This window comes from Klebsiella sp. EMBS2024 (assembly GCF_036233805.1).
In the GTDB taxonomy this organism is placed as follows: Bacteria; Pseudomonadota; Gammaproteobacteria; order Enterobacterales; family Enterobacteriaceae; genus Klebsiella; species Klebsiella pneumoniae.
In genome coordinates this window covers 3,154,844-3,171,255 of record NZ_JAZARW010000001.1, presented here as the reverse complement: position 1 = coordinate 3,171,255, position 16,412 = coordinate 3,154,844, and the positions used below count along the sequence as shown (strand labels likewise).

Sequence of the window (16,412 nt, the reverse complement as noted above, 5' to 3'; positions counted from 1 at the left end):
TGGCTCACCCTGAAAGCTTCGAAGACGAGAGACTTATGATGGAAATTTTGCGTGGTTCACCTGCACTGTCGGCATTCCGTATTAATAAACTGCTGGCACGATTTCAGGCGGCCAACCTTCCGGTAAGCGCCATATATGCCGAATATATTCATTTTGCCGATCTGAATGCCCCGCTGAGCGCTGACGATCGCGAGCGCCTGGCGCGACTGCTTCAGTATGGCCCGAGCTTAAGCAGCCATACCCCGACCGGTAAATTACTGCTCGTGACTCCTCGCCCTGGCACCATCTCTCCCTGGTCTTCTAAAGCTACCGATATCGCTCACAACTGCGGTCTGGCGCAGGTTGTGCGTCTTGAGCGCGGCGTGGCGTATTACGTTGAAGCCTCAACCCTGACCGAAGCGCAGTGGGCCGCGGTGGCGGCGGAGCTGCACGACCGCATGATGGAGAGCGTCTTCGACGAGCTGGAAGCGGGCGAGAAGCTGTTCGCTCACCATCAGCCGACGCCGGTCACCAGCGTCGACCTGCTGGGCGAAGGGCGTCAGGCGCTGATTGACGCCAACCTCCGTCTGGGTCTGGCGCTGGCCGACGACGAAATTGACTACCTGCAGGACGCGTTTACCCGCCTGGGACGCAACCCGAACGATATCGAGCTGTATATGTTCGCCCAGGCGAACTCAGAGCACTGTCGCCACAAGATTTTCAACGCCGACTGGATCATCGACGGCGAACAGCAGCCGAAGTCGCTGTTCAAAATGATCAAAAACACCTTTGAAAAAACGCCGGACTACGTGCTGTCGGCCTATAAAGATAATGCTGCGGTGATGGAAGGGTCTGAAGTCGGGCGCTATTTCGCCGACCATCAGACCGGGCGCTACGACTTCCATCAGGAGCCGGCGCACATTCTGATGAAGGTGGAAACCCATAACCACCCGACGGCCATCTCTCCATGGCCGGGCGCGGCAACTGGCTCCGGCGGCGAAATCCGCGATGAAGGCGCCACCGGCCGCGGCGCGAAGCCGAAAGCGGGCCTGGTGGGCTTCTCGGTTTCCAACCTGCGTATCCCGGGCTTCGAACAGCCGTGGGAAGAAGATTTCGGTAAACCGGATCGTATTGTCACCGCCCTGGACATCATGACCGAAGGCCCGCTGGGCGGCGCGGCGTTTAACAACGAATTTGGTCGTCCGGCGCTGAACGGCTACTTCCGCACCTATGAAGAGAAAGTCACCAGCCACAATGGCGAAGAGCTGCGTGGCTACCACAAACCGATCATGCTGGCCGGTGGTATCGGCAACATCCGCGGTGAGCACGTGCAGAAGGGCGAGATTACCGTCGGCGCGAAGCTGATCGTGCTGGGCGGCCCGGCGATGAACATCGGCCTCGGCGGCGGCGCAGCGTCTTCTATGGCCTCCGGCCAGTCCGATGCCGATCTCGATTTCGCCTCCGTACAGCGTGACAACCCGGAAATGGAGCGCCGCTGTCAGGAAGTGATCGACCGCTGCTGGCAGTTGGGCGACGCCAACCCGATCCTCTTTATCCACGACGTTGGCGCCGGCGGTCTCTCCAACGCTATGCCGGAGCTGGTGAGCGATGGCGGCCGCGGCGGTAAATTCCAGCTGCGCGATATTCTCAGCGATGAGCCAGGGATGAGTCCGCTGGAGATCTGGTGTAACGAATCGCAGGAACGTTATGTTCTGGCGGTCGCCCCGGAGCAGCTGCCGCTGTTCGACGAACTGTGCCGCCGCGAGCGCGCGCCTTATGCCGTTATCGGCGAAGCTACCGCTGAGCAGCACCTGAGCCTGAGCGACAGCCACTTTAACGATCAGCCGATCGATCTGCCGCTGGACGTCCTGCTTGGTAAAACGCCGAAAATGACCCGCGACGTGCAGACTCTGAAAGCCCAGGGCAGCGCGCTGGATCGCCAACCGATCACCATCGCCGACGCGGTTAACCGCGTACTGCACCTGCCGACGGTGGCCGAGAAAACCTTCCTCGTGACCATCGGCGATCGCACCGTGACCGGCATGGTCGCTCGCGACCAGATGGTCGGCCCGTGGCAGATCCCGGTGGCCAACTGCGCGGTAACCACCGCCAGCCTCGACAGCTACTACGGCGAAGCGATGGCGATGGGCGAGCGCGCCCCGGTTGCTCTGCTGGACTTCGCCGCCTCCGGCCGTCTGGCGGTTGGCGAAGCGCTGACCAACATCGCCGCCACGCAGATTGGCGAGCTGAACCGCGTGAAGCTGTCGGCTAACTGGATGGCCGCTGCCGGCCACCCGGGCGAAGACGCTGGCCTGTATGAGGCGGTGAAAGCGGTGGGCGAAGAGCTGTGCCCGGCGCTGGGCCTGACCATTCCGGTCGGCAAAGACTCAATGTCGATGAAAACCCGCTGGCAGGAAGGCAGCGAGCAGCGTGAGATGACCTCTCCGCTGTCGCTGGTGATCTCTGCCTTCGCCCGTGTCGAAGATGTTCGTCATACCGTCACGCCGCAGCTCTCGACGGAAGATAACGCCCTGCTGCTGATCGACCTCGGTAAAGGGCACAACGCGCTGGGCGCGACGGCGCTGGCGCAGGTCTATCGCCAGCTCGGCGACAAGCCGGCTGACGTGCGCGATGTCGCGCAACTGAAAGGCTTCTGGAATGCGATGCAGGCCCTGGTGGCGCAGCGTAAACTGCTGGCCTACCACGACCGCTCCGACGGCGGTCTGCTGGTCACGCTGGCGGAAATGGCCTTTACCGGCCACTGCGGCATGGAAGCGGATATCGCCGCGCTGGGCGACGACCATCTGGCCGCGCTGTTCAACGAAGAGCTGGGGGCGGTGATTCAGGTCCGCGCCGCAGACCGTGAGGCGGTGGAAGCCATTCTGGCGGTTAACGGCCTGGCGGACTGCGTGCATTACCTCGGTAAAGCGGTTGAGGGCGATCGCTTCGTGCTGACCGCCGGCGGTCAGACGGTGTTCAGCGAAAGCCGCACCACGCTGCGCATGTGGTGGGCGGAAACCACCTGGCAGATGCAGCGTCTGCGCGACAACCCGGCCTGCGCCGATCAGGAGCATGAGGCGAAAGCCAATGATGCCGACCCGGGCCTCAATGTGAAGCTCTCGTTTGATATTAACGACGACGTCGCCGCCCCGTACATTGCCACCGGCGCGCGGCCGAAAGTGGCCGTCCTGCGCGAGCAGGGGGTGAACTCCCACGTTGAAATGGCGGCCGCCTTCCATCGCGCCGGCTTTGACGCCATCGACGTGCATATGAGCGACCTGCTGGCCGGCCGGACCGGTCTGGGCGATTTCCATGCCCTGGTAGCCTGCGGCGGCTTCTCCTACGGCGACGTGCTGGGCGCGGGCGAGGGCTGGGCGAAGTCGATTCTGTTCAACGAGCGCGTGCGCGATGAGTTCGCGACCTTCTTCCATCGTCCGCAGACGCTGGCGCTCGGCGTGTGCAACGGCTGTCAGATGATGTCCAACCTGCGCGAGCTGATCCCGGGCAGCGACCTGTGGCCGCGCTTTGTGCGCAACCAGTCTGACCGCTTTGAAGCGCGCTTTAGCCTGGTGGAAGTGACGCAAAGCCCATCCCTGCTGCTGGAAGGCATGGTTGGCTCACGGATGCCGATTGCGGTCTCCCACGGCGAAGGTCAGGTGGAAGTGCGCGACAGCGCGCATCTGGCTCAGCTGGAGAGCAAAGGTCTGGTGGCGCTGCGCTTCGTGGATAACTTCGGCAAAGTGACCGAAACCTATCCGGCGAACCCGAACGGTTCCCCGAACGGTATCACCGCGGTGACCAGCGAAAGCGGGCGCGCGACCATCATGATGCCTCACCCGGAACGCGTCTTCCGCACCGTAAGCAACTCCTGGCACCCGGAGAACTGGGGCGAGGATAGCCCGTGGATGCGTATCTTCCGTAACGCGCGTAAACAGCTGGGTTAATCTTCCCGCCGCGCTTCACGCGAACGTATCAGCCCCCTGCCTGACAGGGGGCTTTTTTTTATCTGTGATGGTCGGCACGCCAGGGTGTCGGGAATTGCCGACAACTGCGATATTGCAGTGTCGTCAATAGGCGACACTTAAGTTATTGATTTAAATGATGAGTAATCGGTAGCCTATTTGGTGTCGCTAAATAGCGACAATGCGGGTGAAAAATAAACAGTGGTAGTACGACTGTTCCTGCGGTTAAAGCCATATATATCAATATGTTAATAAAATGTTTTGAGAGCTGGCATAGTTCATGCATAATATTAACCAGTGGCTCATTCACCTTCTTATGTCAGCCCCTTCGGGACGCGCTACATAAACTTCGAATGACGCACAAACAGGTGCCTGCCGTCCAACTCCTGATAACAGCCTGGCTTTATCAGACATCGGGCGAAACGTCGAGTAAGGCACCGCCTCATTCCTGAACAAAGCCAGGCCTTGCGCCTGGCTTTGTTGTTTCTGCGGCGCAGTAACCAGCGGTAGCGCTTTTCTCCGGCGCGCTCCTCAGTTAGCATCGACCAGAGCTAATGATTGAGACAACATCCTTGAAGCGACTCTCTCTTTTCCCCCGTTCGCTGCGTCAGCTGGTGACGCTCTCTTTTGTGCTGATCCTGCTGCCATTGCTGGTGCTGGCCTGGCAGGCCTGGCAGAGCCTGAACGCCCTCAGCGCCCAGGCGGCGCATATTAACCGTACCACCCTGGTCGACGCCCGACGCAGCGAGGCGATGATCAATGCCGCACTGGAGATGGAGCGCAGCTATCGCCAGTACTGCGTGCTGGACGATCCGACGCTGGCGCGCGTCTATCAAAACCAGCGGCAGCGCTACAGCCAGATGCTGGACGCCCACGCCGGCGTGCTGCCGGACGAGAAGCTCTGGCAGGCGCTGCGTCAGGATGTCAGCGATCTGGCGCAGCTGCAGTGTAAAAATAGCGGACCCGATGCCCAGGCAGCCGCCAGACTGGAAGTTTTCGCCAGTAATAACAGCGATATGGTGCAGGCGACCCGGGCGGTCGTCTATTCTCGTGGCCAACAGCTGCAGCAGGAGATAGCCGAACGCGGCCAGTTTTTCGGCTGGCAGGCGCTGGTGCTGTTTCTGCTGAGCCTGGCGCTGGTGCTACTCTTCACCCGCATGATTATCGGCCCGGTGAAAGGCATCGAAAGAATGATCAATCAGCTGGGGGCAGGAAAGTCGCTGGACGACGCCGCATTGTTTACCGGCCCGCGCGAGCTGCGATCGGTGGGCAAGCGCATCATCTGGCTCAGCGAGCGCCTGGCGTGGCTGGAGTCGCAGCGGCATCAATTTCTTCGCCATCTGTCGCATGAGCTGAAAACCCCGTTGGCCAGTATGCGTGAAGGTACCGAGCTGTTGGCCGACCGGGTCGCGGGGCCCCTGACCCCTGAGCAGCAGGAGATTGTCGAGATCCTCGACAGCAGTAGCCGTAACCTGCAAAAGCTGATTGAACAGCTGCTGGACTATAACCGAAAACAGGCCGACGGCCCGGTGGCTCGCGAAGCGGTGGACCTGGTGGAACTGGTGGAAAACGTCGTGGCGGCGCACAGCCTGCCCGCGCGGGCTAAACTGATGCATACCGAACTGACGCTGCAGGCGCGGCGTTGCCTGGCAGAGCCTGCGCTATTGATAAGCGTAATGGATAATCTCTACTCCAATGCGGTGCACTATGGTGCTGAATCCGGTAACATCCGTATCCATAGCTACCGGCACGGAGATCAGGTGCGTATTGATGTCGCCAACAGCGGCGAACCGATCCCGGCCGCGGAAAAAAACATGATATTCGAGCCTTTTTACCAGGGGAGTCACCAGCGTAAAGGGGCCGTTAAGGGCAGTGGACTGGGGTTGAGTATCGCCCGCGACTGCGTCCGGCAGATGCAAGGGGAGCTCAGCTTAGTTGATGCGCCCGCCGGGCAGGTCTGTTTTCGCATTACGCTTCCCTCAGCGCCGGAATAATCCAACTTATGAATCGATATCGGGGAACTATGTCCCAATTCCTGGCCTGGCGCCGTTCCCTCAGCGGATGGCTGCTTTCAGGCATTGCTTGTCTGACGCTGGCGGGGTGTTCCGCCGGCTTTTCACCGCATACCGCGGAAGGTACCGCCGCCCCCGGGCAGGCGCAGCATCAGGTGGCCGATTTTGTCGCGGTAGACTGCGCGGATATCTGGGCGCACAGCAGCGATGCCAGCGACAAAAATCCCCTCTACTGGCTGCGGGGCATTGACTGTGCCGATCGCCTCGCGCCGGCGCAGGCGCGGGCGGAGGCGAAACGCCATACCGACGACAGCTGGCAGGACGCGTTTCGTCGCGGCATCCTGCTTGCTGATGCTAAAATTACCCCTGAGGAGCGCCGCGACCTGGTGGCGCGTCTCGATACCTTCAGCCCGCAAATCGCCGTTCAGGTCCGCCCGCTGTATCAGCTCTGGCGCGACGGTCAGACCCGTCAGCTGCAGCTGGTGGAAGAGCGTGCCCGTTACGCTAAGCTTCAGCAGTCCAGCGATAGCGAACTGGAGACACTGCGGCAGCAGGAGCTGGCGCTGCGCGAGCAGCTGGAGCTGACCACCCGCAAGCTGGAGAACCTGACGGATATCGAACGCCAGCTCTCCAGCCGCAAGCCGGGCGGCAATTTCGGCAGCGAAAAAGTGCCGGAGGTGATCCATGACGATCCGTAAACCGGCGCGTTTACTGCTGGTGGATGACGATCCGGGACTGTTGAAGCTACTGGGCATGCGCCTGATCAGCGAAGGCTACAGCGTGGTCACCGCCGAGAGCGGGCCGGAAGCGCTGCGCGTGCTGGGGCGTGAGAAAGTGGATCTGGTGATTAGCGATCTGCGGATGGATGAAATGGACGGCCTGCAGCTGTTTAGCGAGATCCAGAAGGGCCACCCCGGCATGCCGGTGATCATTCTCACCGCTCACGGTTCGATTCCCGACGCCGTGGCGGCTACCCAGCAGGGGGTGTTCAGCTTCCTGACCAAGCCGGTCGATAAAGATGCCTTATATAAAGCCATTGATGAGGCGTTGGAGCAGCGCTCGCCGGCCACCGACGAAGCCTGGCGCCAGGCGATTGTAACCCGCAGCCCGCTGATGCTGCGCCTGCTTGAGCAGGCCGGGATGGTGGCGCAATCGGATGTCAGCGTACTGATTAATGGCCAGAGCGGGACCGGGAAGGAGATCGTCGCCCAGGCGATCCACAACGCCAGCCCGCGTCATGATAAGCCGTTCGTGGCGATCAACTGCGGCGCGCTGCCGGAACAGCTGCTCGAATCCGAACTGTTTGGCCATGCGCGGGGCGCTTTTACCGGCGCGGTCAGTAACCGTGAAGGATTATTCCAGGCCGCTGAGGGTGGTACGCTGTTTCTCGACGAGATCGGCGATATGCCTGTCGCCCTGCAGGTGAAGCTGCTGCGCGTCCTGCAGGAGCGCAAGGTGCGCCCGCTGGGCAGCAACCGCGATATCGAAATCAACGTGCGGATTATCTCCGCCACCCACCGCGACCTGCCGAAGGCGATGGCCCGCGGCGAGTTTCGTGAAGACCTGTTCTACCGCCTCAACGTAGTGAACCTGAAAATACCGCCGCTCTCCGAACGCACGGAAGACATTCCGCTGTTGGCCAACCATCTGCTGCGTCAGTCCGCCGATCGCCATAAGCCGTTCGTGCGGGCGTTTTCCAGCGATGCGATGAAGCGGCTGATGGCCGCCAAGTGGCCGGGCAACGTACGCCAGCTGGTGAATGTGATCGAGCAGTGCGTGGCCCTGACTTCGTCGCCAGTGATCGGCGACGCGCTGGTTGAGCAAGCGCTGGAGGGCGAGAACACGGCGCTGCCGACCTTCGTGGAGGCGCGCAATCAGTTTGAGCTGAACTACCTGCGCAAGCTGCTGCAAATTACCAAGGGCAACGTCACTCACGCCGCGCGGATGGCAGGGCGCAACCGCACCGAATTCTATAAGCTGCTGTCGCGCCATGAGCTCGACGCCAACGACTTTAAAGAGTAGCTCCGCACTATAGCGCAAGTTATGATACGGTAAGCAACCGGTTACGCGATTAAGACAGGAACCCCATGAAAAAGATTGATGCGATTATTAAACCTTTCAAACTGGATGACGTGCGTGAAGCGCTGGCCGAAGTCGGCATCACCGGGATGACGGTAACGGAAGTGAAAGGCTTTGGCCGCCAGAAAGGGCACACCGAACTGTACCGTGGTGCCGAGTATATGGTCGATTTTCTGCCGAAAGTAAAAATTGAAATTGTGGTGACCGACGATATCGTCGATACCTGTGTGGATACCATCATCCGTACCGCACAGACCGGTAAAATCGGCGACGGTAAAATCTTTGTCTTCGACGTGGCGCGGGTCATTCGTATTCGTACCGGCGAAGAAGACGACGCGGCGATTTAACGCTCGCCGCTCGCTGCAGTATTGCCGGGTGGCGCTGCGCTTACCCGGCCTACAGATCCCCGCGTCGTCGGGGCTTACAGCACCTTATGCGGGCCGAAGCATTCGTAATGAATGTTGTCTTTGTTGACCCCTAATTCGACCAGCTGCTTCGCTGCAAACTGCATAAACGCTACCGGGCCGCAGAGATAATACTGCATCTGCGGGTCGCGAATATTGTCCGCCACTGCTGCTAAATCCATCAAACCTTCGCTATCAAAACGTCCAGCCTGACGGTCGGCCTCAGTCGGGGTGCGATACCAGACGTGAGAGGTAAACGCCGGCAGCGCCGCGCCGAGCGCCTTCACTTCATCGGCAAAGGCGTGAACGTCGCCATTTTCCGCCGCATGGAACCAGTTCACCTGACCCTGATGACCGCTCTTCGCCAGCGCATCCAGCATCGCCAGCATCGGCGTTTGCCCGACGCCGCCAGAGAGCAGAGTGACCGGCGTCTGTGGCTTAACGTTAAGGAAGAAATCTCCCGCCGGGGCGGCCAGATAGACCACATCGCCTTCGCTGGCATGGTTATGCAGCCAGCTGGAAACCTGACCGCCTTCCTCGCGTTTAACCGCAATGCGGTAGCCTTTGCCGTCCGCTTTGCGGGTCAGGGAGTACTGGCGGATTTCCTGATATTCGAAGCCTTCCGGTTTCAGCCAGATGGCCAGGTACTGGCCAGGCTGGTAATCGGCGACCGGCTGGCCATCAACCGGTTCGAGCTCAAAGCTGGTGATAAGCTGGCTGCGCGGGGTTTTCTTCACGATGCGAAACGCGCGGGTCCCTTCCCAGCCGCCGGTTTTACTGGCGTTTTGCTGATAGATCTCGGCTTCACGGCCGATAAAGACGTTCGCCAGCACGCCGTAGGCTTTACCCCAGGCATCGAGCACTTCCTGGCCCGGACTGAACATTTCATCCAGGGTCGCCAGCAGATGGCTGCCAACAATATTGTACTGCTCCGGTTTGATCTGGAAGCTGGTGTGTTTCTGGGCGATCTTTTCCACCGCCGGCAGCAGGGCAGGCAGGTTATCGATATTGCTGGCGTAGGCGGCAATAGCGTTGAATAACGCTTCACGCTGATCGCCATTGCGCTGGTTGCTCATGTTGAAGATCTCTTTGAGCTCCGGATTATGCGCGAACATACGATCGTAGAAATGGGCGGTTAATTTCGGGCCGGTCTCTACCAGCAGGGGAATGGTGGCTTTTACCGTGGCGATGGTTTGAGCGTCAAGCATAGCGTGCTTCCTTATGTGTTATCTTAATGATGCATTTTAAATGCATCTTAAAGAAATAACCCTGCGTTGTAAATGGTTCTTTAACACATTCCCCCGATCCAGTTACAACATGAAGAATTTGCATCACAAACCTGAAAAGAAATCCGTTGATACTGAGAGAGGCGTTATTGCTCAAAGCCTTGTGTCATGCGGAGCCAATCGTTTGCGTAAAATCCTTTGTCAAGACCTGTTATCACAGAATGATTCGGTTATACTGTGGGCCGTTGTCCAATCGGACCGCCTTTTTAGGCCGAAATTTTATTGTTAGCTGAGTCAGGAGATGCGGATGTTAAAGCGTGAAATGAACATTGCCGATTATGATGCCGAACTGTGGCAGGCTATGGAGCAGGAAAAAGTACGTCAGGAAGAGCACATCGAACTGATCGCCTCCGAAAACTACACCAGTCCGCGCGTTATGCAGGCGCAGGGCTCTCAGCTGACCAACAAATATGCTGAAGGGTATCCGGGCAAGCGTTACTACGGCGGCTGTGAATACGTCGACGTGGTTGAACAGCTGGCAATCGACCGCGCGAAAGAACTGTTCGGCGCTGACTATGCTAACGTCCAGCCGCACTCCGGCTCCCAGGCTAACTTTGCCGTCTACACCGCGCTGCTGCAGCCGGGCGACACCGTGCTGGGGATGAACCTGGCGCAGGGCGGCCACCTGACTCACGGCTCCCCGGTTAACTTCTCCGGCAAACTGTACAATATCATCCCTTACGGTATTGATGAGTCCGGTAAAATTGACTACGACGACATGGCGAAGCAGGCTCAGGAACACAAACCGAAGATGATCATCGGTGGTTTCTCCGCTTACTCCGGTATCGTTGACTGGGCGAAAATGCGTGAAATCGCTGACAGTATCGGCGCTTACCTGTTCGTCGATATGGCGCATGTGGCAGGCCTGATTGCCGCTGGCGTGTACCCGAACCCGGTTCCGCATGCTCACGTTGTGACCACCACCACCCACAAAACCCNGGCGGGTCCGCGCGGCGGCCTGATTCTGGCGAAAGGCGGTAGCGAAGAGCTGTACAAAAAACTGAACTCTGCCGTGTTCCCAAGCGCGCAGGGCGGCCCGCTGATGCACGTTATCGCGGCGAAAGCGGTGGCGCTGAAAGAAGCGATGGAGCCAGAGTTTAAAGTTTACCAGCAGCAGGTTGCGAAAAACGCTAAAGCGATGGTGGAAGTGTTCCTGAACCGCGGCTACAAAGTGGTGTCTGGCGGTACTGAGAACCACCTGTTCCTGCTGGATCTGGTGGATAAAAACCTGACCGGTAAAGAAGCTGACGCCGCTCTGGGCCGCGCCAACATCACCGTCAACAAAAACAGCGTGCCGAACGATCCGAAGAGCCCGTTCGTAACCTCCGGTATCCGTATCGGTTCTCCGGCAGTGACTCGCCGCGGCTTTAAAGAAGCGGAAGTCAAAGAGCTGGCTGGCTGGATGTGTGACGTGCTGGACAATATCAATGACGACGCGGTCATTGAGCGCGTGAAAGGTAAAGTGCTGGATATCTGCGCCCGCTTCCCGGTATATGCGTAAGCGTTAGCGTTGACATCAAAAAGGCCGCGTATGCGGCCTTTTTTGCGTCTGGAGATTAGCGGCGGTCGAGGGAGATCGCCCCGGGGCCGGTTACCGCCAGCAGCAGGAAAGCGCCGGCGATGCTGACGTTTTTCCAGAAGTTAATCATGTTCGGCAATACCGCATCGCCAGTCATATCCCAGTAGTGATGGCCAATCACCGCCGTGCCCAGGGTGTAGAAAATAAAGATGACCGCCAGCGGGCGGGTGAAAAAGCCGAGCACAATCAGAATCGCGGCAGGCACTTCCATAATGACGGCGATAATCGCCGCCAGGGTCGGCATCGGCGCGCCGGAGGCGGCCATGTACTGCACCGTACCGTCAAAGCCCAGCAGTTTGGGGTAGCCAAAAAGAATAAACAGAATCACCACGGCGATGCGGGCGATAAGCAGCAACAGAGAGCGGGAAGCGCCAAAATCAAAATAGCGGAGTGTGTTCATAATCAGCTCGTTATGAGAGACGTGTGATTTAAACGTAATACACAAATTTGCGCTCCGCCACGTTCGTTTATGACTAAACCAGCGTCTGCAATTGCTCCTCAACGTACAGATAACCTATCCCCATCAGCTGCTGGGCGCGTGTCAGCTGGCCAAAGCCAATTTGGGTGGCGTGCGCTCGCGGCGTATCCCGGTGGTCAAAGGGGTTGAAACCCGTTTGTTTGACGATACTTTCCAGCCACTGCTCACCGAAGGCGCAGCTGCGCCCGTAAAGCCAGATTTGATTAATATTTAATATATTCAGGAAATTATAGAGGCTTAAGCCAATCGCGTTGGCAGCGTTATCAACCCATGCGCGAATTTGCACATCTCCCTCTTTCCAGGCCTCAATGAGCGACGCCGTGGTTAACTGCTCAGGGGAGAGCGTTGCTTCAGGCTGCGTTTTGAGCCACATTCGGGCCTGTTTTTTCAGCGCGCTGAGAGAGGCGACAGTTTCGAGGCAACCGTATCTTCCGCAGTCGCAGGCTTTGCCGTCAGGATTGACAATCGTATGCCCAATCTGCCCGCTGCCGTACAGACTGCCGCGATAAATATGATCGTTAATCACAAATGACGAGCCGATACCGTAGTCGACGTTGATCACGCAAAAATCCTGCTGTGTACCCTGATGCTGCCACTTCTCCGCCAGCGCCAGCATCACGCAGTCGTTATCCACCCGAACCTGCACGCCAAGCCGCTCCTCAAGCAGATACTTTATTTCGATCGGTGTTTTCCAGCGTGCCTGGGGCATGGTTTGTGAAACGCCGGTAATAGGATCAACCTGTCCATGCACGCCAAGGGCGAGATTGATGCTGTGCTGCGGGTAGCGGCGGTGGATATGCCGCCAGCATTCAACGATGGCCTCAAGCAGGGCCTGAGGAGTGGGCGCGTTGACCGGCAAATGCTGATGGCCATCCACTGCCAGCAGGCGGGCGTCGGCAAGCTGATATTCAATGCTGGTCGGGGTGATATTCATGCACAGTGTCCAGGCGCCGTGCTCGGGGATCTGGTAGCTGCCGCTGTTCACGCCCCGTTTGCTCAAGTGTTCCGTTGAGTGACCGATCAATCCCTCGCTAAGCAGCTCGGCCAGAATATTGCTCACCGCCGGAATGGAGAGACCGGTGAGTTGAGAGAGCTGTGATTTACTGAGCTGCTTTTCCCGCCACAGATGGGAAAGAAAAATCGACTTATTGGCCTGCCGGACCCGGGCGTTATTAAAGCCAGTACGCTGCATACACTTAACTCCCTTAATTATATTGCGTGAGCATTGCGCATTTTAACAGCGAATTGGCGATATAGACTCCTGTTATTGCAACTTTTACTTCGTTTTGTTTAGTGGAGGCATCATGTACGGTTCGGTTAAGGTCTGGCAGGAAATCATTTCATTACCAACGTGGACGACGGGCGCGGAAGATCCGAACCCTATGTTTCTGGAAAAACGTGTTTATCAAGGATCTTCCGGCAGCGTCTATCCCTACGGCGTGATTGATACCCTGACCGGCGAACGCGAAATGCGCGATTATCAGGCAGTGTGGATGGAGAATGATTTCCTTCGGGTCATGCTGCTACCGGAGCTTGGCGGCCGTATTCACCGGGCATATGACAAAGTCAAACAACGTGATTTCGTCTATTACAATGAGGTGGTTAAGCCAGCCCTGGTAGGGCTGCTCGGGCCCTGGATCTCCGGCGGAATCGAATTTAACTGGCCGCAACATCACCGGCCGACGACCTTTAAGCCGGTCGATTTTTCTATTCAGCAGGGAGAAAACGGCGCGCAGACCGTATGGATGGGGGAAGCGGAGCCCATGCGCGGTTTGCAGGTTATGGCCGGGTTTACGCTCTATCCTGACCGCGCGCTGATTGAAATCACTGGCAAGATCTTCAATGGTAACGCCACGCCGCGCCATTTCCTGTGGTGGGCCAACCCTGCAGTAAAAGGCGGCGATGCCCACCAGAGTGTATTCCCACCCGATGTCACCGCTGTATTCGACCATGGTAAGCGTGATGTTTCCGCTTTCCCGATTGCCACCGGTACCTACTACAAAGTGGACTATTCTGCGGGGGTTGATATCTCCCGTTATAAAAACGTCCCGGTACCCACTTCGTATATGGCGGAGAAGTCGGATTACGATTTTGTCGGCGCTTATCATCATGACGAGCGAGGCGGGTTACTGCATGTTGCCGATCACCATGTCTCTCCTGGCAAGAAACAGTGGAGCTGGGGGTACGGGGATTTTGGCCAGGCCTGGGATCGAAATCTGACCGATGAAAATGGCCCTTATATTGAGCTGATGACCGGCGTCTTCACCGATAACCAGCCTGACTTTACGTGGCTTGCGCCTTATGAAGAGAAGGTGTTTGTGCAAAATTTCCTTCCCTACAGCGAGTTAGGGATGGTGCAAAATGCCAATACACAGCTGGCACTGAAGCTGGTTCGCGAGTCTGGGCAACTGCAGCTTGGCGTATATGCCATTGCTCCGCTAAATCATATCGTGGTTGAACTCAGCGCTGACCATCAGCCATTGTACGAAACTCAGCTGACGCTGAAGCCCGGTGAGAGCTGGCAGCAGACGCTGCCGGAAAATGGCGTCGGGCGCTTAACCCTCAAAGTGAAAACCGCCGAGAACCAGCCGCTGCTGGATTATCAGGAACATATTACCCAACAGACGCCGCTGCCCGAACCAGCTATAGCGCCCGCGTTACCGGAAGCGATCCACAATGGCGACGAGCTCTATTTTATCGGCCAGCACCTTGAACAATACAACCACGCAAGCCGCTACGCCGGGGATTACTATCGTCGGGCGGTTGAGCTCGATCCGCAGGATTATCGCAATAATGTTGCCCTCGGTACCCTGGCGTTCAACAGTGCCGACTGGGCGCTGGCGGAACAGTGTGCCCGTGCTGCGCTACAGCGCGCGCATCGTTTGAATAAGAACCCGCGAGATGGCGAAGCCAGTATGCTGCTTGCCAGCGTGCTGGAAAGGATGGGGGATGATGCAGGCGCCTGGGATCACTATTACAAAGCCTCCTGGAGCGGTAACTGCCGTGACGCCGCCTGGTGGTCGCTGGCGCGGCTGGCGATGAAGCGCGGTGATGTTGCCGATGCGCTGGAAAAAGTAAACACCAGTCTGCGGTTCAACGCCAGCAATCCTCTGGCGATGGGGTTGAAAGCGCTGGCATTAGCCAACAGTGGGCAGAAGAAAGCAGCGCTGGAGTTTATTTTCGCCTCTCTTGAGCAATACCCATTGAGCTATCCGCTGCACTGCGCGCGCTGGATGATTGAGCGGAGCGACGACGCGCGAGAAACCCTGATACGCATCACGGGGCGCAGAGGGGTCAACGCCAGCCTGCTGGCGGGTTGGCTGCTCTCTATCGGACAGACGTCGGCGGTGAAAGAGGTTCTTGCGGTTCTGGACAGTCAGGAAGCGCTGCCGATGCTCTGGCGTGCGTCGCTAAGTGATGATGCCAATGAACGCCAACAGTTTATTGCCGCCGCCGAGCACTGCCATGCGCACAATGTTCGTTTCCCTAACTCGCTCGATGAAGTTCAGATGCTGCAGTCGCTGGGCGACAGCGCTTTTGCCCGCTATCTACTCGGTTGCTTCTGGTACAGCAAACGTCGCTATGACGAGGCGGTGAGCTGCTGGCGCGAGACGCTCGAAAAATCTCCCGATTATGCGCCCGCTCATCGTCTGCTGGGCGTTTACTCCTGGAATAAACAGCAGGATGCAACGCAGGCGCTGGCTTATCTGCAGCGCGCCGTAGCGCTGGAGCCGGACAATGCGCGCTTCCTGTTTGAACTCGATTTTTTGCAAAAATTACTGGCCAGGCCGGTACATGAGCGACTGACGACGCTGGTGGAACGTAAAGCCGTGGTGCTGAAGCGGGACGACCTGACCGCTGAGCTGCTAAGCCTGTGGAACGCGTCCGGTCATTATGCCGATGCCGCCGCGATTCTGGATACGCGCGTATTCCATCCCTGGGAAGGAGGAGAAGGGAAAATCACCGGCCAGTATTTGCTCAATCAGCTCCATCGGGCATTACAGTTCATCGAGCGTGGGGCGTTTAAACAGGCCACGGACTGTCTGAAAGCCGCATTACGCTATCCCGACAATCTGGGGGAGGGGCGACTGCCTGGGCAAACGGATAACGATATCTGGTATTTGCTGGGCTACTGCGCAGAACAGGCTGGGGATGCGCAGCAGGCGGCGGAATATTACCAGCTTGCCCGGCAAGGGGGCTCAACGCTGGACGCCGGGCGGTACTACAACGATCAACCCGCCGATTACCTTTTCTGGCAGGGCATTGCGCTGCGTAAGAGCGGTAACCCAGCGCAGGCCGAGCAGCACTTCCGCCATTTTATCGACTGGGCCGCGCAGCATCGGGATGACGTTCCGCAAGTCGATTTTTTTGCCGTCTCTCTTCCGGACCTGGTGGTTCTCGATGTATCAGCGCAGCAGAGACATCAGCAGCACTGCTTGTTTATTGAAGCGTTGGGCCATCTGGGGCTGGGCAACGTATCCGCCTGCCAGCAGAGGATGCAGCAGCTTCTGCAAATAAATCCGGCTCATGATAAGGCGCATCTGATTCGCCATGCCCTGCAAAGCGGCATTTTTTCCTGAACCTCAATGGGCGGGCTCGGCCCGCCTGAACCCTACTGTTCCCTGCGTTTCCC

10 protein-coding genes are annotated in these 16,412 nt (G+C 58.2%); 7 read left to right on the top strand and 3 right to left on the bottom strand.

Going from position 1 to position 16,412, the window contains the following annotated elements; translation table 11 throughout:
• Positions 1–35 precede the first annotated feature (35 nt).
• The 5 genes from purL to glnB all read left to right on the top strand — a co-directional run bounded on the left by purL (position 36) and on the right by glnB (position 8,379).
• Positions 36–3,923: a phosphoribosylformylglycinamidine synthase gene (gene purL, locus VZP09_RS14595; RefSeq protein WP_032415377.1), complete on the top strand. Its 3,888-nt coding sequence runs from the start codon at positions 36–38 to the stop codon at positions 3,921–3,923.
• A gap of 590 nt (positions 3,924–4,513) precedes the next feature.
• On the top strand, positions 4,514–5,935 hold the full coding sequence (locus VZP09_RS14590; RefSeq protein WP_004888415.1) for a sensor histidine kinase: 1,422 nt from the start codon (positions 4,514–4,516) through the stop codon (positions 5,933–5,935).
• 29 nt (positions 5,936–5,964) lie between these two features.
• The gene (qseG, locus tag VZP09_RS14585) at positions 5,965–6,651 is read left to right on the top strand and encodes a two-component system QseEF-associated lipoprotein QseG (protein ID WP_002914033.1); all 687 of its coding nucleotides are present in this window, start codon (positions 5,965–5,967) and stop codon (positions 6,649–6,651) included.
• On the top strand, positions 6,638–7,975 hold the full coding sequence (gene glrR, locus VZP09_RS14580; RefSeq protein WP_014907106.1) for a two-component system response regulator GlrR: 1,338 nt from the start codon (positions 6,638–6,640) through the stop codon (positions 7,973–7,975). The genes qseG and glrR overlap by 14 nt, the downstream gene beginning before the upstream one ends.
• A gap of 65 nt (positions 7,976–8,040) precedes the next feature.
• Positions 8,041–8,379, top strand: coding sequence for a nitrogen regulatory protein P-II (gene glnB, locus VZP09_RS14575; protein ID WP_002914032.1), 339 nt, complete (start codon positions 8,041–8,043; stop codon positions 8,377–8,379).
• A 74-nt stretch (positions 8,380–8,453) separates the two neighbouring features.
• Here glnB and hmpA read toward each other — a convergent pair whose 3' ends face one another.
• Entirely contained in the window at positions 8,454–9,644 is a 1,191-nt protein-coding gene (hmpA, locus tag VZP09_RS14570) for an NO-inducible flavohemoprotein (RefSeq protein ID WP_004185137.1), read from the bottom strand.
• 325 nt (positions 9,645–9,969) lie between these two features.
• Between hmpA and glyA the strand changes: the two genes are divergently transcribed.
• Positions 9,970–11,223 (top strand): serine hydroxymethyltransferase, encoded by a 1,254-nt coding sequence (glyA, locus tag VZP09_RS14565; protein ID WP_328795242.1) that lies wholly within the window; start codon positions 9,970–9,972, stop codon positions 11,221–11,223.
• Positions 11,224–11,278: 55 nt separating this feature from the next.
• Here the strand turns inward: glyA and VZP09_RS14560 are convergent, their stop codons facing one another.
• Both VZP09_RS14560 and VZP09_RS14555 read right to left on the bottom strand, forming a co-directional pair.
• On the bottom strand, positions 11,279–11,701 hold the full coding sequence (locus VZP09_RS14560) for a DoxX family protein (protein ID WP_002914024.1): 423 nt from the start codon (positions 11,699–11,701) through the stop codon (positions 11,279–11,281).
• A gap of 73 nt (positions 11,702–11,774) precedes the next feature.
• Positions 11,775–12,971, bottom strand: a complete 1,197-nt coding sequence (locus VZP09_RS14555) for an ROK family transcriptional regulator (protein WP_004214134.1) — start codon at positions 12,969–12,971, stop codon at positions 11,775–11,777.
• 112 nt (positions 12,972–13,083) lie between these two features.
• Here VZP09_RS14555 and VZP09_RS14550 point away from each other — a divergent pair, with 112 nt between their 5' ends.
• Entirely contained in the window at positions 13,084–16,359 is a 3,276-nt protein-coding gene (locus tag VZP09_RS14550; RefSeq protein WP_083565461.1) for a DUF5107 domain-containing protein, read from the top strand.
• The last annotated feature ends 53 nt before the right edge of the window (positions 16,360–16,412 follow it).